18 protein-coding genes and 2 pseudogenes are annotated in these 19,409 nt (G+C 58.2%); 7 read left to right on the top strand and 13 right to left on the bottom strand.

Annotated elements, in window-relative coordinates; translation table 11 throughout:
* The 4 genes and pseudogenes from IB248_RS13275 to IB248_RS13290 form a co-directional block, all read left to right on the top strand.
* Positions 1 to 127 (top strand): annotated as a pseudogene (locus tag IB248_RS13275) (IS481 family transposase); the annotation flags it as partial.
* Positions 128 to 166: 39 nt separating this feature from the next.
* Positions 167 to 910 carry a hypothetical protein gene (locus IB248_RS13280; protein ID WP_192241055.1) on the top strand — a complete coding sequence of 248 codons (744 nt, stop codon included), beginning with the start codon at positions 167 to 169 and terminating at the stop codon, positions 908 to 910.
* Positions 911 to 939: 29 nt separating this feature from the next.
* Positions 940 to 1,317 carry a hypothetical protein gene (locus IB248_RS13285; protein ID WP_192241056.1) on the top strand — a complete coding sequence of 126 codons (378 nt, stop codon included), beginning with the start codon at positions 940 to 942 and terminating at the stop codon, positions 1,315 to 1,317.
* Positions 1,314 to 2,225: a hypothetical protein gene (locus IB248_RS13290; RefSeq protein WP_192241057.1), complete on the top strand. Its 912-nt coding sequence runs from the start codon at positions 1,314 to 1,316 to the stop codon at positions 2,223 to 2,225. The genes IB248_RS13285 and IB248_RS13290 overlap by 4 nt, the downstream gene beginning before the upstream one ends.
* Here IB248_RS13290 and IB248_RS13295 read toward each other — a convergent pair.
* Together IB248_RS13295 and IB248_RS13300 are read right to left on the bottom strand one after the other, a co-directional pair.
* Positions 2,222 to 4,546 (bottom strand): SUMF1/EgtB/PvdO family nonheme iron enzyme, encoded by a 2,325-nt coding sequence (locus tag IB248_RS13295; RefSeq protein ID WP_192241058.1) that lies wholly within the window; start codon positions 4,544 to 4,546, stop codon positions 2,222 to 2,224. The two genes, IB248_RS13290 and IB248_RS13295, sit on opposite strands and share 4 nt — an antisense overlap.
* A complete protein-coding gene (locus IB248_RS13300; RefSeq protein ID WP_192241059.1) occupies positions 4,543 to 5,790 on the bottom strand; it encodes a toll/interleukin-1 receptor domain-containing protein in 1,248 nt (415 codons plus the stop codon). Before IB248_RS13300 ends, IB248_RS13295 begins: the two co-directional genes overlap by 4 nt.
* Positions 5,791 to 6,016: 226 nt before the next feature.
* Between IB248_RS13300 and IB248_RS13305 the strand changes: the two genes are divergently transcribed.
* Positions 6,017 to 7,033 (top strand): transposase, encoded by a 1,017-nt coding sequence (locus tag IB248_RS13305; RefSeq protein WP_348648599.1) that lies wholly within the window; start codon positions 6,017 to 6,019, stop codon positions 7,031 to 7,033.
* A 526-nt stretch (positions 7,034 to 7,559) separates the two neighbouring features.
* On the opposite strand, the gene IB248_RS13310 is transcribed toward IB248_RS13305, so the two are convergent.
* Complete coding sequence (locus IB248_RS13310; protein ID WP_192241060.1) at positions 7,560 to 8,447, bottom strand: LysR family transcriptional regulator; 888 nt, start codon at positions 8,445 to 8,447, stop codon at positions 7,560 to 7,562.
* Positions 8,448 to 8,539: 92 nt separating this feature from the next.
* Here IB248_RS13310 and IB248_RS13315 point away from each other — a divergent pair, with 92 nt between their 5' ends.
* Positions 8,540 to 8,785 carry a helix-turn-helix transcriptional regulator gene (locus IB248_RS13315; RefSeq protein WP_192241061.1) on the top strand — a complete coding sequence of 82 codons (246 nt, stop codon included), beginning with the start codon at positions 8,540 to 8,542 and terminating at the stop codon, positions 8,783 to 8,785.
* 40 nt (positions 8,786 to 8,825) lie between these two features.
* Here the strand turns inward: IB248_RS13315 and IB248_RS31700 are convergent.
* From IB248_RS31700 to IB248_RS13350, 9 genes and pseudogenes are all read right to left on the bottom strand, one after another.
* Positions 8,826 to 8,987 (bottom strand): annotated as a pseudogene (locus IB248_RS31700) (VapC toxin family PIN domain ribonuclease); the annotation flags it as partial.
* Positions 8,988 to 9,636: 649 nt separating this feature from the next.
* Positions 9,637 to 9,822, bottom strand: a complete 186-nt coding sequence (locus tag IB248_RS31705) for a hypothetical protein (RefSeq protein WP_113583057.1) — start codon at positions 9,820 to 9,822, stop codon at positions 9,637 to 9,639.
* 214 nt (positions 9,823 to 10,036) lie between these two features.
* Positions 10,037 to 10,225, bottom strand: a complete 189-nt coding sequence (locus IB248_RS13320; protein ID WP_192241062.1) for a hypothetical protein — start codon at positions 10,223 to 10,225, stop codon at positions 10,037 to 10,039.
* 216 nt (positions 10,226 to 10,441) lie between these two features.
* Positions 10,442 to 11,512 carry a sn-glycerol-3-phosphate ABC transporter ATP-binding protein UgpC gene (gene ugpC, locus IB248_RS13325; protein WP_113583040.1) on the bottom strand — a complete coding sequence of 357 codons (1,071 nt, stop codon included), beginning with the start codon at positions 11,510 to 11,512 and terminating at the stop codon, positions 10,442 to 10,444.
* 22 nt (positions 11,513 to 11,534) lie between these two features.
* The gene (locus IB248_RS13330; protein WP_192241063.1) at positions 11,535 to 12,389 is read right to left on the bottom strand and encodes a sugar phosphate isomerase/epimerase; all 855 of its coding nucleotides are present in this window, start codon (positions 12,387 to 12,389) and stop codon (positions 11,535 to 11,537) included.
* 31 nt (positions 12,390 to 12,420) lie between these two features.
* A complete protein-coding gene (locus IB248_RS13335; protein WP_192241064.1) occupies positions 12,421 to 13,659 on the bottom strand; it encodes an ROK family transcriptional regulator in 1,239 nt (412 codons plus the stop codon).
* 41 nt (positions 13,660 to 13,700) lie between these two features.
* Positions 13,701 to 14,543, bottom strand: a complete 843-nt coding sequence (locus IB248_RS13340) for a carbohydrate ABC transporter permease (RefSeq protein WP_018116375.1) — start codon at positions 14,541 to 14,543, stop codon at positions 13,701 to 13,703.
* Positions 14,540 to 15,469, bottom strand: coding sequence for a sugar ABC transporter permease (locus IB248_RS13345; protein ID WP_062369754.1), 930 nt, complete (start codon positions 15,467 to 15,469; stop codon positions 14,540 to 14,542). The genes IB248_RS13340 and IB248_RS13345 overlap by 4 nt, the downstream gene beginning before the upstream one ends.
* A 68-nt stretch (positions 15,470 to 15,537) precedes the next feature.
* Positions 15,538 to 16,836, bottom strand: coding sequence for an extracellular solute-binding protein (locus IB248_RS13350; RefSeq protein ID WP_192241065.1), 1,299 nt, complete (start codon positions 16,834 to 16,836; stop codon positions 15,538 to 15,540).
* 268 nt (positions 16,837 to 17,104) lie between these two features.
* Here IB248_RS13350 and IB248_RS13355 point away from each other — a divergent pair, with 268 nt between their 5' ends.
* Entirely contained in the window at positions 17,105 to 18,151 is a 1,047-nt protein-coding gene (locus tag IB248_RS13355) for a Gfo/Idh/MocA family oxidoreductase (protein WP_192241066.1), read from the top strand.
* Between the two features lie 15 nt (positions 18,152 to 18,166).
* Here the strand turns inward: IB248_RS13355 and IB248_RS13360 are convergent, their stop codons facing one another.
* Positions 18,167 to 19,303 (bottom strand): ROK family transcriptional regulator, encoded by a 1,137-nt coding sequence (locus tag IB248_RS13360; RefSeq protein ID WP_192241067.1) that lies wholly within the window; start codon positions 19,301 to 19,303, stop codon positions 18,167 to 18,169.
* Between the last annotated feature and the right edge of the window lie 106 nt (positions 19,304 to 19,409).

A 19,409-nucleotide genomic window follows, 5' to 3' on the forward strand; every position in this document is an offset into this window, starting at 1 on the left:
CCTCGCCAAACACCTCAAGGCGCTCCGATGGCGAACGCCCTATCAAGCAATCTGCAACGCCTGGACAAGGGACCCGTCAATCTTCAAAATCAATCCGCACCATCTCATTCCGGGACCACACACCTAGCGCCTTATGTTCTTAGATCAATCGAGAGGCGGAAGCACCATGCTCGATCTCCTTCGCATTCATGTCATCTGGGACATCCAGTCGGCCGCGGCGACCCATACTGCGGAAGTCATTTCACGGCATTTCGACGGTATCGGAATGGAGCGTGAAGGCGTCGCCTTCCGCGTCCCCGTTCGTTTCAGAAGCGCACCTTGGAAACTGGGCTCGCTCCACCCGCGTGCCGTCGAGCTCGATAAGGCGCAGCACAATGCCGTGGTGCTCTTGTTCGACGACTATATGAACACCGAGCGCGCCGCATGGGAGGATTATGTGCGCGGCATTCGGTCCGCGATCGACACGCGGGCCGGCGCCGATGTCTACATGGCCTTCGGAAGTCCTACTGGGGAGACGCCATTCGCCAGTGACTTGGCCCGAAACACGCAATATGCCAGGCGCGACAAGTGGCATCGGCTTGTGTCGGACAGCGCGAGGGACAGCCGTCTCCTGCTCCATCTTCTGCTGAAACTCAGAAGGCACCTGCGCGGTCCGCTCGGCAAGGACACGCAGGCAGAGCCGCTTTTCGTCAGTCATGCCAAGGCAGATGGAGACACCACAGCACTCGCCATTATAGACTACGTGAACGACAGCAGCAACGACGTTCCTGTGCAGACCTTTTACGATGCGATGGAACTCTCGCCGAGCGACGATTTCGAGGAGCGTTTCGAGGAGGAGATCAGCAAGGGCACCTTGTTGGCGATTGTGTCGGACATCTACGAGGCGCGACATGGTGCGTCTATGAACTGACGACGGCCAAGCGGCATCAGCGCCCGATCGTGCTGGCGGATGTCGGGAAGGTCCGTGTCAGCCGGACATATCCCTATGGCGCGAACCTGCCCCGTATCCGCATTTCGCCCGAACAGGAAAGTTCTATCTGGATCGAGCCTTTGCTGGTCGAAACTCTATTCGAGGGGCTTAGATGCGATCTCTTCGTCGCTCACGCCGGACAGATCCTTGCGGCAACCACGCTGAAAGATGTGACCGTGCTGCCCCGCCCGCCGGAATTGCTTGATATCGTCGAGCTTCGCGAACATCCCCGTACCATCGTCTATCCGTCCCCTCCCCTCGGCAAGATCGAGCGCGACATATTGGAGAAGGCCCTCGCGCGCGTGGCGCCGGGCTCGTCGATATTGAGCTTGGGAGACGTCATATGACGGTTTTGACGGGCAAATCCGTCGCGATATCGATAAGCGATGCGCCGGACAGGCTCAGACTTGGCTTCCCCGAGCGCGAGATCGAGCGCATAGTCTATTCGATCTGCATGGCCGTAGTTAGGTCCGGCGGCCGGATCTTCTATTCCGGTGACCTCCGGCCAACCGGCTACACGTTCAAGATATTTCGCCATCTCGCAGGCGCTTACGCCGCACAGGGAGTGACTCCCTTCACCCATGTCGTCCCGCAGCCAGCCCTCATGCGATCAAAATTCGACGAATGGGACCTTTCGCTGAAGGAAGCCCGCAACACCGCGAAGACATTGCTCGTCATAGGGGATGACGTGGTCGCGTTTCGCCGTGCTGCCGACGGGCTTCTGGTCGGTAGCGCCGGAGAAGTCCCATCTCTGCTGATCAAGGACGAGGCTGCCTTCGTTGCATGGCAGTCGTCGCTGCCGCGCGTTGATGACGCAGTGGCCTTCACCATCGCCCGCAAGGCGGTCACCGTCATGACGGAAGCGCGGATTGCGATGGGCGGCAAGATGGGGCTGCTGAACAACCCAAATGACCATTATCAGGGCGCTGCCCCGGGCATCATCGAGGAAGTTACCCTGAACCTAGAGGCGAAGAAGCCCTGCGTGCTGCTTGGGGCCTTCGGCGGTGCGACTCGGGACGCGGCGATCGCGCTTGGTCTGCTGCCGGCCGGGCATAGCGTGGAGCGTGGGACACAGATGCCGTCCTATCATGATGCCGTCGCAAAACTCGGCGGATTGCGCAACATGCTACCACCCAGCTTGCGGGACCGATTGGCTACCCTGGCCGACGATGATGGATCGGAAACGCTCGCCGCAGCTGTCGTCGCGGTCATAGCAGACTGGGCGCAGAACCCTTCGCCGCCAAGGAGCGATTAGGCCCTTCTTTCAGCAGCGGGAATTCGATCTGTTTCCCATCCCGCGGCGGGTTGAGCCTCCGACAACGCCAGGCGAAAGCCGAAATCCATTGGGCGATGCGTGACGGGCACGCCATGAAGACGGAGATAGCTCCGGACCTCAAACCGGTCGTTCTTGAACGAGCCACCGCGCAGGACACAGTCACTCTCGCGCGTTCCTTCGGCAACCACGAACTCCCAGACATTGCCGGCCATGTGAAAGCAGCCAAATTTGCTGGCGCCATCCTTGTGATCCGTCACCGGGCAAGTCCCGTTCACACCGGCCTCGGCCGAATTGCAGCGCGATAGATCGAAGACGTCCCCCCAGGGATAAATACGCCCCTCCTCCGACCGTGCGGCAAACTCCCACTGGTCTTCGGTCGGCAGAATCCATTCCTCGTCGCCATTGGCTTCCGAATTGTACCAGTTTATGAAGGCTTTGGCCTCGAGGAAGGAGATGGACGAGACGGGGTGATGTTCCTGCCCTGCCGGAATTGCGTCGGAATTCGCCCAATTTCCCGGCCCCATCGACTTCTTGTCGCTCGTTAAGAACTGAGCACGATAGGACCCGCCGACCGTCCAGAATGCGGTGTTGTGATATCCGCCGCTTTTCACGAACTCGAAATATTCCAGGTTCGTGACAGGGTAAGGCGCGATACGGATCGTCTTTGGCAGCCTGACGGCATGGTTTCCGCGCGTCACGATCCATGGGCTGTGACGTTCGTCCGGATCCATGTAGCGAATAACGCTCGAAGCCGGCGTAACCCTGATCAGCGACAGCCGTTTCGGCGCCCCAACGAACGCCGGCGATATCGGGGCCTCAACGCTGCTCGTCTCACTGATCCCAGCCAGCATCGGCAGCAGCTGCTTTGCCAGCCGGGCGCGCGAAGGATCATCGTCAAGGATGGTGCGTCCCAGTTGCGCCGTGATGGCATCCTCGAAACGCGCGGCGGTTGCTGGATGCATTGTTGAGATCAGGCGCTGCAGCAGCACCAGCCCCTGGAATTGCTCGAACGCCGACTTGCCGCTCCCGATGGCGGACAACGCCATGTCAGCATGATGCCGTTGGGGATCCTTTCGCGCCAGGGCGAGACCGACGATACGTGCGCCATCGTTCGCCTCACTGAACAACCTTTCCCCTACCGTCCCCGCATCGCGCTGCCCGGCAAGGGTCTGGGCGCGGTTCACGATCGACGTCATTAGGTTCGTACGCGCGTTGCTGGCCGGCATGCGTTTTCTGATATCGTCATATTCCAGACCAAGCCAACGGAGCTCCTCGTAGAAATCGTTTGCTCCGTGCGAGGTGAATGCAACCAGTCCCTCCGACATCCGACTTTCATCAATCAGGTAATCGTCGTTAAGTGGCTCGCCGTTGAGATACTCCGAAAGCTTCAGCATGCGGGCGAGCATCGATGTCGTCTGGTGATATTGGTCGCGAAACGGGGACAGCACTTCGGTATAGGCATAATAGGGCTCGTAGCTCACGGGAACTTCGCCCCAGTAAGTCTCCTCCTGCCAAGGATCGAGATGAACCATGAGGCCTGAAAAGCGGGCACGTGCAATGTTGGTCGCGATTTCGAGCCGGTCCTTTTCCGATGCCTCGACCCGGGTGGCCAGAGGCCAGATTTTGATCGTCGGCTCACCGGAGGGCGCGTGCCGGGCCGTGAAAGCGTGCCGCGCGGCGGCAGAAGCGCCGAACACGCTCTGGCGGTTGAGCGTGAAGCACACGACGAGCTCGTCCGGCATCTGCAGCGTGCATATACCCGACGTATCGCTAACACCCGTCCGGCTATCGATCAGGATGAAGTCATAGGCTTTGCGCAGATTGACCTTCACCGCCTCGAACAGCACGCCACCGCCAAGCTGCTCGTAGAAGTCATGCCAGTCGAAGGAATTTACCCGGACGCCATAGGCGCTGTCCTGCTTGCCTGCTGGCACGAGGTGCAAGATGCCCCCGTTCGGAAACTCCCAATTAAGAGGGATGGCGTGTGCCAGGATGTCGCCAAACTCCTCGAACCACCGGGAGTCCGATCCGTCATTTTTCGAAACAGCGGCGGTTGCAAAGTCGCGCACGAAATCAATCACACCGGTGGAATGTTCGAGATTCTTGTCGTCCAGAAAGGGTTCGAAATAGCGATGCAGGCCGGGTGCCTCCAGGTCCCAGTCTATCGTCAGAACGCGCTTGCCGGCATTGGCGAGAATCCATGCGACGTTGGCCAGCGCCATCGACCGCCCCGTGCCCCCCTTGTAAGAGTAGAAGGTGACGATCTTCCCTTGGGGCATGGGCTTTGTCGCGGAAATCATCGGTCGGGACTTCCCAGACTTGGCAACGAACCCGTGGAAATGCCCATGGCCGCAGCGGTTTCGGCCATATAGTCATCTGCGGCCCATCGCAACACTGACGCCCGGGGCGTGCCTGGCGAAGCGGATGGGCCGGACATCAGTTTCTTCATCAGGCGTGAACGTATTTCCTCAATCAGTTTGGCCGTGCGCTCTTCCAGCGTGCTCTGCGAAAAGATCGTGCGCCACTCATGATAGGGCGGCGGGTCCCCAACCTTTTGTGGACACATGGTCTGGAGAGTAATCCAACGCGTGTCGTCTTCGATCTTGTCCTTGACCTCCGCCTCCCACGGAACGATTGCAGCACAGTTCAGATAGTATTTCTCGTCATACTGCTCCATCGATTCCGACACCGCCTCCTCGCCAAGACTTCTTGGGTCGAGAAAAAGCACCGTTGGAACGTCGTTCTCGTAGGTCTCCTTCAATTTCTGCGATAGAGCAGAGTCACAGAGGATTTCTTCGTATCGAAGACCGAGATCGCCTGAAATCTTCTGGGACAGTGCCCCAATACCAGATTTGTCCGGATCATAGGGCTTCCAGTCCCAGCCTTCCCTGGCGAGGTACACGAAGCATGTTTTCGAGATGTTGCCCTGCATATGGGAGGGCTGGGGAGCCGCGTTGCGGGCCGGTGACCAGGCCGACTTCACCTTGTTAAAATCGAGGCTGTCCAAGGGTGTCAGGAACTCATTTTGAACGGCGTCCACAATCCGGTCCGCGAACACATCGAGAACATCTTCGTAAAGGGCGGGATACGCCCCCTGGAGCGCCGCCAACTGTCGCATGCCGCGGGAACTATATTCCGGCGGCAGCCTACCATCCTGGTATTGCACCTTGGCCGCGCTCTCGGGTAGCTCCGGAATGGTTTTCAGCCAGCGGACCGGGATGATGCCGGTGACGCCTGCATCCTTCTTGCAGCGGTCGAGCAGGACCTGGAATTCCTTGCCGCACCATTCGCGGGTGAAGTAACTGGGGCTATAGAGAACTATCGATGCCTTACATTTCATCAAGGCGTTCTTGAGTTGCTCGGGCCAGAGTTCCCCCGTCTCAATGTTTTCGTCGACGAAGTATGCGTCTTCGATAGGGATAGCCAGCAGGCCGGCGACCCTCGCCCCGAGATCGGTGATGAAAGTTCTGAAGTTTTCGCGGAATTGCTCGTGCTTAACATCCTCTCGGGCGTAACTCACAAAAAAGGCGGGCGAGTTGGTCATGAGTCGCTCTTCGCTAGGCTGCAGTTAGCGTCATATCGCTGAACCACTCGATGGTATTTTTAGTTGAAATCCAAATCAAGTTCCCCTTGAAACACTGAGATCGAATTTTCGGGGCGCATTGCAAATCGCTTGAACGACTTCGTGCTGATCATGGGAAGCAACCCTCTGGATTTGTCGCAAATGTTGTGACGAAGCCGCCAAAGTAGACATATCGAAGCGCCAGGTCGTGCGCCTTCTAGCCAAGGGACTGGATGGTTTTGTCGCTGAGGATATGTCGGTGCTACATACCGGCATGGTGTCTGCACCTTATGTCACAGTCGACGACACCGGCGCTCGTCACGCTCATGATAACTTCTACACCACCCAGATCGGCGGCGAACACTTTACGGCGTTTCGCACAACCGCATCGAAATCGCGGCTGAATTTCTTATCGCTGCTGCGCGGCAGTTATCACGACTATGTCCTCAACGACGCCGCATTTGATTATTTACAAGGCCACCCTTCCTCTGTGGACATGACTGCCAGATTGCGAGCACCTGAGCCAATGCGCTTTTGCAACCAGGTGCCCTTTCTCGAATATCTGGCAGGACAAGGCGTCGACATCTTCGACAAGGCTGCGGTCCGCATTCTGGGGGAAGCGGCTACCTGGGGTTCCATCCACCATCACGGCCTTGTGGGCGACACGGTAATCATCTCCGACGATGCCGGCCAGGTTCGTGTTGGCAATCATGCTTTGTGCTGGGTTCACGCCGAACGCCTTCTGCAAAAGCTGATGCCTGTAAAGCCGAAGCACGCGAAATCGGTCGCTCTGGTTCGCGACCTAATCTGGCGTTTCTACAAGGCGCTGAAAGCCTGGAAGCAAAAACCGTCGCCACAGGCTGCCAACGGATTCCGCCAAAGGTTCGACAGGATTTTTAGCCTACACACCGGCTATGCAGAGCTTGACGCATTGCTGGCGCGCCTTCACCGGCGCAAACATGAACTGCTGCGAGTGCTCGATTGGCCGACGATCCCGTTGCACACCAACGCATCAGAAAACGACTTGCGCAGCTTCGTTACCAAGCGAAAGATCTCCGGCGGCACTGTCAGCCGCGACGGCCGCGTTGCCCGTGACACCATGCTTGGTTTGATGAAGACCTGTCAGAAGCTTAGGCTTTCTTTCTATCACTACCTCGGCCACCGGCTCGGCATTAGCGGTAAGGTCATTCCGCCGCTTGCAAACCTTATCGCTGCGAAATCCTGACGCCCTTCCTATGACGATGCCTTGGCCATGTCTGCGCCTTACTGGCAGCAATCATCGCGCCGACCTCGCCTGCCCAATACTCCAGCACTGCCTACAAATCTGCCCCCGATACCCTCTGTATCAGCAATCTGTCGAGGTCGTAATGCATTGAAATCATGGTAAACACGCCATTGACCAGAAGTGATATTGCTGATTGTTCCCGCTGCTGCTGACGATTCCGGGCTGGGCTTATAGCCATCGATAATGACCGGTTATCGATGGTAGATCGACAAAGCTCGCGAATCTCTTTTGTCAGTCGCCTGAATGAGCGGATTCCCCACAAATCCGGGCGTTTTACATGGAATAACGACATACGCCCCCAAGGGAGGCGACAGAGGTTAGGAGTATCCGTGGCTGCAGATGAAACTCATGCCTGCGGCGCGAATCAACAGGTTCAGATGGCAATCCCCCACATTATCGCGTCTCGGCGAGCGCAACAAAAGAGCGGCGGGCAACCGACCCCGCCTAGATCCGTTGATCTATGTTGTCAGCCGCGCCGTGCAAGCGACCGTGCAATGTCGATGATATCGTCGCGCCCAGCGGTTGGATCCTCTTTGTTCCAGGCGATTCCAAGCCCGATCCGGAAGTCGATCCCGCTTACCTTCTTCAGTTCGAAGCCGCGATTGGGAAGATCAAGCGTCCATTCCGGGGCAAAGCCGATACCAAGCCCGGCAGAGACCAGCGACACCAGCGCATAGGTGTCATCGCAGCTGAAGGCAATGTTGGCGGTGAGGTCGTATTCCGCGAACTTCTCATTGAAGTAGCGCTCGGTGAACGACAGGTTCTGCCGGTTGAAGGCGATGATCTTCTGAGTGCGCAGATCGTCGATGCTGATCTCGTCCCTGGCTGCCAGCGGATTGGCATGGCCGACCGCCAGGTAGTAGCGCTCATGCGCAAGCGAGACGAAGCGCAAGGAGCCGATGTTTTCCACCGGCCGGATGAAGCCTAAATTGAGCTGGCCGGTCTCCAGGCCGCGGATGATCTCGCCGGTATTGCCCGACGCGATATGGATGCGGACATCGGGATACTTGCGGGCGATCTTGGCAAGGAAGGTTGGCAGCATGCCCATGGTGGCCGGGTAGATGCTGCCGATCCTGATCTGGCGGATGCGACTGCCGCCGGCTGCCCGGGTCAGTTCGGTGGTCAGGTCGATGTCGCTCAGGATCCGCACACAGCGATCATAGAAGGTCTCGCCTGCCCTGGTCAGTTCCACTCTTCTGGTCGAGCGGATGAACAGCGGACAGCCAAGCTCCCTTTCCAGCGACATCACATGATTGCTGAGCGCCGGCTGGGCAATGCACATCCTGGCTGCCGCCCGGCCGAAGTGCAGTTCCTCGGCCACTGCTTTGAAATAGGTGAGTTGGCGTAATTCCATAGGTTTCACAGCCTCGCACGAAATATCTGAATTTAAGATAACTGAAAATCAGATATAACGGAAGACCCCATCTCTTCATAGGTGGGCGTCCCGTGGCAAAGACCCTAGGCAGTAAAAGACATAAGGCCTTGATCGAGTTGCTGATCGCAAAACGCGAGGCAGCTGGCCTGACACAAGTAGACCTCGCCACTAAGCTCGGTGAATATCAGTCGTTTGTCGCACGATTGGAGAGTGGCCAGCGCAGAGTAGACCTTGTTGAATTCTTGGAGCTATCCGACCTTCTCAAATTCGATGCTGTCGAAGTATTGGAAGCTATCGCGCAAATTCCCTCGCGTTGATGGAGGAGCCGAACCGCTGATACCGTGATTTACATGATATCTATGCGGACCACGTATTGATCACCTTCAACCCAGCTGCCTTAAATGGGCTCGTGTCACGGGTTGCGACGGCGAGTCCGTTTTCCAATGCTGTGGCTACAATATATCCACCAGCATTTCTGATCGCCTTTTAGGATACTCGAGCACGTGCCATCAGTAAATTGCGAGGTGGCCACGCGAAGGTACGGATGAGGTCGGCAGAATGCGGATGTACTTGCTGGCCACTGTCCCGCCGTAGGCGTATGATAATCGCGTTTCCCCTGGAAGCGTACACCAGCGGGCGACTCGGCGGTGGTCCTGAGGCCCACGCTGATTGTCGAACCAGCAGCGGCCAAAATTGACCACCCGACGATGCAAGGGTTCTCACCTCGTTGGGACTTTAGTCCGACTGGCATAGCCCGTCGATTGCGGTAGTCTCTTGGCCATACGCGCGACTGCCCTGCAACCGCGACAGCAGGGCTTTTTTTCGCACATTAGTAAATGCGTAAATACTAAATTAACCATGAGCCCTTAACTTCCAGCACGTTGCTTTTGGAGCCAGGACCCCAGCCCCTCCGGAGCAACGGGTGTGCGGTTGGAGCTCATGGCGAATTTGCTTCGACCGCGCGCTCTCAATGCGTTTCGTTCCGAGACGCCGAAAATCGACCATGACACCGTGAAGCGACGCCTCTTCCGTGGCGACCTCGAGGGATTTTTGGACGGCGCACGGCGGTCCGTATGCCGCGCGGCGGCGTGGACCACTCCTGGGGTCGCTTCGTGGCCATTTAGGCCGAATGAGATTTAAGCTGAGCGCAGGTTGTCGGCCGAATTTGTCACCTTGACCGCGATCTGCGCGTCACGTTGTGAACCAGCTCACTGGTCGTCGCGAATTGGCCAAACAAAGCCGTGAGCCTTGCTTCTTCCTTGCCGTCCAAACGGTGCTGCAAGCAAAAATCCGCGATACTCCATACCCTCGTTGTCACGATTGGCTCGGCGGCAGTCGAATCGATGTTTTGCATTTAAGTCCTCCCCACGTGGAGAGAGGCTATCGAAGCGCAAATTAGCTTGCAATAAAATAAGATCCCCGACCTCAAATTGTCGAAGAAAAGGCAGATTTGGAGGAGGACGGCAACGCCGGAATTAACCGTGATCCCACCCAGGACATTGACCACCGCCCCTTCCAAGTCAACGACTTTCGGTCTGAGCTAAAGACGAATGGCCGCGACCGCGCGCTCAATGCTCGCGTTCCGAGACGTCATCGAAATCGACCATGATGCCGTGACGCGACGCCACTTCCGTTGCCACCTCAAGGGCTTTCTGGATGAAAAGCAGAACGAGGTCATAGTCGGGGCTTTCCCGCGACGCAATCTCTTGCGCAACGCGCAAGGTGAAGATCAATTCTTGCGCAACTGTCTCGGTCACAACACCGCCCCCCGGAAGCCGGGGCAATTCTAGACCTCGGTCGGACGTGCAACTATCCCAACGGTCCCGTGAACTGGTGCGAAAAACCACTACGGTCTTGGTACACACGTACCAAGACTCTCACACGAAGCGCCGCAACCGAGCCGGTTGCCCTACGCATGGCGACGAAATTGCCATTAGGCAATCTCGCACAAACCTTCGCCGCGGCAACCTCTTTCACGCGCACGTGGTCAACATCGGCTCGCCTGCGGTGATGCGCCGTTCACCCTCGTCAAACAGGTGGACTGCATCGTGGACCGGAGCAATCCGCAGTACCTCGTCGGGGGCTGCCCTGATCCTTTCACGAAAGACACAACTGATCGTCTGGGTACCAAGGCGGGCTATCACCAACGTCTCCGACCCCGTCGGTTCAACGACAACGGTTTTCACTTCGATGCCATTGGGGTCGAGCCTGATGTGCTCCGGGCGAATGCCGTAGGTAACGGCGCCGGACGGGCGTCGCTCGCTTGGCAGGACGAGCCCGTCCTCTGTCCGGAAGCCCTCATTCGTCATGCTTCCCTTGATGAAGTTCATTGCGGGAGAACCGATGAAACCGGCGACGAAGAGGTTGTTCGGGCGGTCGTAGAGCTCAAGCGGCGAACCCGACTGTTCAATCAACCCGTCCTTCATCACGACGATCTTGTCCGCCATCGTCATCGCCTCGATCTGATCGTGCGTGACATAAATAGTCGTGGTCTGCAGCCGCTGATGCAGCTCTTTGATCTCGGATCGCATCTGGACACGGAGCTTGGCATCAAGGTTCGATAGAGGTTCGTCGAAAAGGAAAACGGCAGGATCCCGAACGATCGCGCGGCCCATCGCAACTCGCTGCCGCTGGCCGCCGGACAATTGCTTCGGATAGCGCTCGAGAAGGGCCTCAAGGCCCAGGATCTTGGCAGCGTTGCCGACACGCTGATCGATTTCCGTCTTCGGCATGCGCTTCAGCCGCAATGAGAAGCCCATGTTCCTGGCGACCGTCATATGCGGATAGAGGGCGTAATTCTGGAACACCATGGCAATGTCGCGATCTTTTGGCGCCAGCTCATTGACAATATGCTTGCCGATCTGGATCTCGCCCGAGCTGATGTCTTCCAGACCGGCGATCATTCTGAGTAGGGTGGATTTGCCGCAGCCCGAGGGCCCGACGAGCACGACGAACTCACCATCGCGGATATCGACGGAAACGCCCTTGATGGCTTTGAAGGCGCCATAATCCTTGCGCGCGTTATTCACTCTGACATGGGCCATTTGCGTCCTCCCGGGGTCGCTCTCAAAGCTTGTTCAAAACGTTTCTGAGATAGGCGAGGCCAAGGCGTTCGCCCTCTTTTCGTGCTTCGAAATCCTTGCCCGGCCATCCGTAGGCGGCATCCTCGTGCTCGATCGAAAGGGTGCCGTTAAAGCCGTTGGTGCGGGCCTGGCGCAGGAACCGCGGCCAGTCGAGGAGGCCCTTGCCTGGCAGCTTGTACTGCCACCAACCCTTGCCGTGATAGCCGACGGCCTGCTGCGTGGCCGCATCGATTGCGGTATCCTTGGCGTGGAGGATGGCGATGCGATCCCTGACTGCGTCCATCGCGGCATAGGGGTCAATGCCAATGCGGATAAGGTGCGAAGGATCAAATTCGAGACCAAAGCGCCGGTCGGGTATCCGCTTGAAGAGCTCTTCCCAGCCCTTCGGCGTGGTTCCAATGAAGTTGTCCTTGGGGCCCGGCCAGTTCTCGATTGCGAAGATGAGACCGCTTGCTGCCGTCTTGCTGATCAGCCGATTGGCGAACTCGGCAAAACCATCATAGTTGGCTTCGTCGTCAGCATTGTCGTCGCGCCCGGGAAAGATCACAAAGATCGGCACGCCCGCTTCGCCGATCGCCTCAGCAAATTCCTCCGTCCTGGCGCGAAGTTCGCTACGCTTGCCGCGATCGCTGTCGAGTTGATTGCCGAAGTAGGTGATAGAGGAGACGAAGAGATTGTGGTCGCGAGCGAGTGTTACGGCGGCCCGCACCCTCTCCGGCGTCTTGATATGGCCGCCGACATCAATTTCGATTGCGTCGAAACCGGCAGAGGCAGCGAACTCCACTACTTCCTCAAGCGGCCGATCGTTGAATGTCGACGTATAAAACCCAATCCTCATCAAAATCCTCCCAGTGGCATTGCCGGCTGCTTCAGTTGTTCAGGCGATCCATGAATTTGAGGGGCGAACGGGTGCGTTGAACGGCGTCGGCCGATGCCAGCATCAGGGCCGCCCCCATTGGCATCGCTGCCGCACCAAGCGCTGAGGCGTCCTCGCCGAGCGAGGCGCGATGCAGCGAAGGCAAAGTGATGTCTCCTGCCGTCAGATGTTCGTGAACATAGCGTAGCAACTCGTCGATCATGCGGATCGGGAGTCTGCCCCCTATAATGATGGCGTCAGGGTCGACGATCATGCCGATATGCTTGACCGCAACGGCAAGATGCGCACTCATTTCCTTGAGCCACTTCGAAACAAGCGCTCTGCCGTGCCCGTCAAGCGATAAGAGGTCCTGGGGTACGCTCGCACGGATGCCGTGCTCTGCCAGGAATTTGTAGAGGAAGAAGAGCGTCACCTTTTCGCCAAGCAGATCGACCTTCTGTGCGGACTTGTCCCGGTCATTGGCAATCGGCAGCCAACCGATTTCGCCGCTCAGAGCCATGGCGCCGCGATGGCCGCTGCCATCGAGCACGAGGCCTCCGCCCAGGCAGGCATTGATGGCGATATAAAAGAAACTGCGGCTTTCCGCTCCAAGGCCGTAGTCAAGCTCGGCAAGGGCTGCGGCATTCGTCTCATTTTCGATGAAGACCGGATGCTGTGTCAGATTTTCGAGTGCCGCGCGTACGTCGAACTCCATCCAATCGGAGTAGTCGTCAGGCATGCCAAGGAACGAGATTTCGCCGAGCCAGTCCGGCATCGCAAGGCCAATTCCGGCCAGATGTGCGTCGTCGATCAGCCGGCTTCGCTGGAAATGCGATATCGCATCGGCCGTCAGCTGCATGAATTCGGCAGGGCGCACATAACGTTTCTCGTGATGGACGCGTGCGCGCACGTTGCCGACGGCATCAACAGCGAGGATCGTCAGGTGATCGCGGTCGATGTTGATGCCGATCGCGAAGAAGGCGTCGGGATTGATCTCGAGCTCGATTGCCGGCTGGCCTCTCAGCCCATGCCGGCGGCGAGCCTCAATGATCAGTCCCTCGTCGAGCAGGCGATCAACGATCCGGGCGATCGCCGGCTTGGTAAAACCGGTCTGCCTGGCGATCTCGGCTCGTGAAATCGGTGCCTGCCGATGGATACAGCGCAGCACAACGGCTCTGTTGTGCTCGCCCGCATCCTCAACATTGGCCCCCGTCAGGTCGGGGGACAATCTGGTGCCGGTTATCTGGTTCATGAATCGGGATCCTTGATCAGCCACGGAAACGCAAACCGTCCTTACCCCTTTACCGCGCCGCTGGTCATGGCACCGAGGATTAGCCGCTGGAGCGACAGGAACGCCACGATCGCGGGCACGACGGAGATCAGGCAGGCGGCCGCAAGCAGCTGGATGGACGAGTCGGTTTGCATGCCACGGAAGTTAAAGATTCCAACGCCGATCGGCATCAGATTGTTTTGTGTGAGCAGAAGAAAGGGCACGAGAAACTGCGACCAGCCTGCAATCACGGTGATGATGAAGACGGAAGCGATACCAGGCGCTGACAGCGGCAGGACGATCCGCCAGAAAACCGAAAAGCGGTTGCATCCGTCGATCATGGCCGCTTCGTCAAGACTGCGGGGGATCCCGTCGACCGTGCTTTTCAACAGCCACGTCGCGAGTGGCACGCCAAGAGCAATGTAGACCATCGTCACCGCAAAATGTGTGTCGAGCAGACCGAGACGGTTCATGTAGCGATAGAGCGGCACCATGATGACCAGCGGCGAGATCATCTGGAAGAGCAAAAGACCCATCATCGACAGCCCCTTGCCGCGGAACTGGAAACGCGAGAAGGCGTAAGCGGCCGGCAAGGCGACGATCAGGACGCCGAGGCCGCTCAGCGCGGCAAGCTTCAGCCCGTTCCAGAGATAAAGCGGGAAGTAGCTGTTATTGAGCACTGTTGCGAAATTGTCGATGGTGGGGTTGTGCGGGATATAGCGTGCCACGCCGCGATAGATTTCGCGTTTGTCACGCAAGGCCATCGATAGGAGATAGCTGAGGGGACCGGCGAAGAAGATGAACATCGCCAGCATGAAGAGGTAGCTCAGGAAATCGCCGGAGCGCGTGCCGGTACGCCTGCTCATTGCTGTTCCTCCTTGGGCAGGAACGATGCGTAAACGAAGGCAAGTCCGAGGCTGATGATCAGCATCAGAACTGAGAGCACACTTCCGCCGGAAAGATCGTAATTGCGGAAGACGATATTGAACACGTAAAGCGAGATAACCTCGGTCGCGCGCCCGGGGCCACCGCCCGTCAGCGTGATGATCGCATCGAAGGTATTGAGCGTCATGATCGTGATCAGGATCATATTGACGAGCATGGCTGCGCGCAGCTGGGGGATGGTGATGAAGAAGAACTGCTGCGAGCCCGTTGCGCCGTCGACATCGGCCGCTTCGTAGAGCGAGGGGTCGATCGATTTGAGCGCGGCGTACATGACCACCATCGAGAAGGCAGTGCCGCGCCAGATGTTGGCAATCAGCGCCGACCACGGGGCGATTGCCGGATCAGAAAGCCAGGCGACGACGGGAAGGTGCATGAGCCGCAAGATGCTGTTTAGCGCCCCGTATGGAGCCTCGGAAAACAGCATCTGCCAGATGATGCCGCCGGCAATCCCCGGAACGACCCAGGCAACGAGCGCTGTCGTGCGCAGGATGGTCGTGCCGAACAGTCCACGCTTCTCGCCGCGAACGACGACGACGGCCACGGCAAGACCCAGTATCTGCTGACCGATGACGCTGCCACCGACAAAAATTACGGTTGCCCACAGGATGTCGGGCAGCTGCGGCGAACTCAGCGTGTTTGATATCGTGCTCAGCGTATAGACGGGATTGTCGCCGATCAGCGTTGCATTGGTGAACGACAGGCGGAAAACGTCGATCACCGGGTAGAGATAGAAGATGCCGATGACGACGATCACGGGCATGATCCAGGGCAAGGGTGCCCCGGCAAAACGGCGCATGAACGGTCTGCTGTGAGGCGCGCTGGCAGCCTCGATGGCAATTGGGCTCATTGGGCTTCTCTGTCCGGGTTTGACACGAACGGCGACGCCCGTCATGGGCGCCGCCGCGATCTCATTCGCTAGAGACGCTTGTAAGCCTCCATCGTCGCGTTGAACGCGGCATCCAGAGCCTCTTCCGGCTTCTTGGTTCCAGACAGCACATCGCCCATCATGATCTGGATCTGGTTGGAGATTTCCGGATAGATCGGAGCGCCTGGACGGGCCTGACCATCGACGAGAGCCCCGGCAAAGGTCTTGTTGGCCTCGGTGGCGAAGACATCATACTTGTCGAAGAGCGCCTTGCGCGTCGGCAATTGCTGCTGCAGCGCGTTGGCTGGTCCCATGTAGACTTCACGAGCAAGGTTGGCGCACATCTCCACCTTGTCCTTGTCCTTGCTGAACGAGGCGATTGTCCATCCGCCCGTTCCTGTGGATCGCTGATCGGCGGTTGGGCCGGGGATCGGCGAGAAGGTCCAGTTCTTGAACTCGTCTTCGTCGAGCGTGACCTTCAACTGGGCATATTGCCAGTTGCCACCGATGAAAAGAGCAGTGGTTCCGGCCGCCGCCGCGGCGTTGAGGTCGTCATAGTTGCCGATGGTTGTCACACGCTTCGGCGCTGCACCGGAATCAACGAGATCCTTGTAATAGGTCAGGGCCTTCAGGAATTTCTCCTTGTTTTCACCCTCACCGAAGATCGGCTTACCGGAATCGTCGACGAGCTTGCCGCCGAGCGCCCAGTAGTTCGCCAGCCAATCGAAGGTGGACCCCTCGTAGCGGCCCGCGTTGAAGAGGATGCCTTCCATGCCCTTCTCCACGGAAGAAAGCCCGGCCTTCTTCAGGTCATCCCAGGTCTGGGGCGCATCGGCCACGATCGATTTGTTGCGGTAGAGCACGCGAAGGTCCGTATCCCACCACCATGCACGGATCGTCTGGTCCTTGTCGGTAATGCCGTTGCGGATGAAGGGGAAAAGATCGTTGATCTCGTCCTTCGAGAAATAGGGCGTGAAGTCGGCGAGGACATGGTTGACCATGAACTGGGAGAGCACGAAGGAGTCGACCGCAGCGCAATCCGGAGCATTTCCGGCCTTGGCCTGCTCGAGCATCTTGGCCTGTTCGGTGCCGATGTCAGCCGACATGAACTGCATCTGCAGCTTCCAGTCGGGATGCTTCTTGATGAAGTCGACGAAGAGTTTCTGATACCCCTCGGCAATAGCCGGATCGGCATTGTTGGGACTATCGTTCGTGAGCCGTACGACGAGCGTTTTCGGTGCGTCGGCAGCGCCGATCCGATCCTTTGTCGCGAGCTCCTGGGCAAATGCGGCAGGCACTGAAAATAACATTGTGCTCAGCGCTAGTGCGCTGATGAACGCTCTCTTCATGATGGGTCTCCTCCCCATTTAAACGGATACAGCCTGGTGGTCGGTTGACCTCTCCTCATTTCCATGCTGCATTAATTAGATTAAGTTACTTTGATTTGATGTCAAGCCGCAGCTTGGGAGGATTGAGATGCCGGCGACATTCAACACAAGTTAGCGGCTCGCAACCGCACTTCCCGATCACACAAGAATTGAGCCATTTCGGGCACCCGCAATGGCGTGGTGAGGCTTTGCCTAGGCTTGGCCAAATGTGACTTCCATGGAGGAAAAGATGCGCTTACTCATTCTCGGCACCGGTGGGATGGCAAACCAGCATGCTGCAAATTTCAAGGCGATCGACGGCGTTAGCGTCGTGGGCGGGGTGGACGTCGTGCCAGAACGGCTGGCGGTCTTTTGTTCGGAGCACAGCATCCCCAACCATTTCAGCTCGCTGGAGGAAGCCCTTGCCTGGGGCGAGTTTGATGCCGTTGCCAACGTCACGCCCGACCGTATCCATCACCCGACTACGCTTCAGGCGATTGCAGCGGGCAAACATGTCTTTTGCGAGAAACCGCTGGCGACCGATGCCATCAAGGCGATGGAAATGACCGATGCCATCGAGAAAGCGGGCAAGGTCGGCATGGTCAACTTCACCTATCGCAATTCGCCCGCCCTGCAGAAGGGCCGCCAGATGGTGCTGGCCGGTGAGATCGGCGAGATCCGGCATGTCGAGGCATCCCACCTGCAGAGCTGGCTTGTCGGGCGTCATTGGGGCGACTGGAAAACCGAGAGCAAGTGGCTTTGGCGTCTCAGCAAGAAGCATGGGTCGAACGGCGCACTCGGCGATATCGGCATCCATATCGTCGATTTTGCCTCCTACGGCTCGGGACTGGATGTCGCCCATGTCTTCGCGCGGCTGAAAACCTTCAACAAGGCGCCGGGCGACAAGATCGGCGAATATGATCTCGATGCGAATGACAGCTTCACGATGAATGTCGACTTCACGACAGGGGCGATCGGCACCATCCAGGCGACACGAACTGCCGCCGGCCAGATGGATCAACTGCGTCTCAGGGTCTATGGCGAGACGGGGTCGATCGAGATGATCTATGACACCGGAAAGTCAACGCTGCGCGCTTGCCTCAAAGAAGACGTTCACACCGCGACATGGCGTGACATTCCCTTCGAGCCGGTGGAGACCAACTACCAGCGGTTCGTGCAGGCCGTCCGGGCAGGCAAGACACAGGAACCCTCCTTCCGCCGCGCGGCAAATATCCAAAAGGTGCTCGATAAGGCGCTTGCCTCGGATATCAGCCACGCAGACGAGGCATTGGCCTGAGACGGCACGTCGGTGTCAGACGGAAACCGGCGGCAGCAAGGTGTTGAGAAAGGGAAGCAGTGCCGCCCCCAACGCAACGCCGCCGCCACTGAAGCTTGCGGGTTTCATCGGCGAAATCCATGGCGTCAGGAAGGGCCTTTTGGATGTGTCACGGCGTTCGACGGAGAGCTGGTGAATCAGCGCCTCGATGGCGCCTCGCGGAAGGTCGCCGCCGATCATGATGGTGCTCGGCGCGATGAAGCCTGCAATCGCAATGATCGGGTCGAGCAGGTGGCTTGCGGCGTCGCGGATCCACTGGGTCAACTGAGGGGAAGACGCCTCCTCGCCCGCGATAAGGCACTTGAACTCGTCATCACTGACGAGTGCGCGCAGGGCGCCGAAGCCGACCACTGTGTTCAGCTGGACATTGTCGGGGCCGGTCAGCATCTCGCCGATGCTGCCTGCGCGTCCATGCATGCCTGAATAAGGAACGCCGCGAACGAGGAACCCGGCCTGCACATCTTCGTCGATGATGATCATCGCCAGTCCACCTTCGGGGGCAGGCGCGCCAATGGTGCGCTCGGCAAGGAGGCTTGCCGTGCACTCATTTTCCACATGGCTGCGAACAACGATCGATGCCGCGTCGAGCTCAGCGCTTTCTTGCGAAGTCCAATCATTTGACCCTATCCCCATGCCAATGATCGGCAGGCCGGCATGCCGACCCATCATGGTCTGCGTGGCTGAAAGGATCGACGGAACTCTTGCTGTCGGTACGAGCGGAAAATATTGGCGGTCACGGACCTGGCCGCTGAGATCGATAAGGACGGCTTCGCCTCTGCTTTGGCGGACCCTGACGCCGATTGAAAATGCGCCATCCGGGCGTAACGCAAATTCGGTGGCGGTTGCACCACTACCGGGGCCGCTTCGCCGATGCGATGTCACCAGACCCTCGTCGGCGAGGCGGCGCAGAATATTGGTGATACCCGGGCCTGTGAGCCCGGAGTGCTGGCCGAGCTCCATGCGGGTCAATGGACCGTGCCGGCGGATTGCCTCAAGGATGACGCGGATATTTCTGTCTGCGATTTCTCCCGACCGCAAACCAATTGTTTTTCCCCGCGAAACGGCCGATTCATCTGGTTGGCGTCGTCGCGGCCCAGAACGAAGATACCGCATAACTGTCTTCCCCAAGCACCTGAATGCTTGTGTATCACAAGGAAAACTCTCGCAACTTATTTCTTGTGCGCTTGACGCGAAAACAAAGTTACTTAATCTAAGCGCT

Origin of the sequence: Rhizobium sp. RHZ01 (genome assembly GCF_014851595.1) — a bacterium.
GTDB classification, from domain to species: domain Bacteria; phylum Pseudomonadota; class Alphaproteobacteria; order Rhizobiales; family Rhizobiaceae; genus Rhizobium; species Rhizobium altiplani.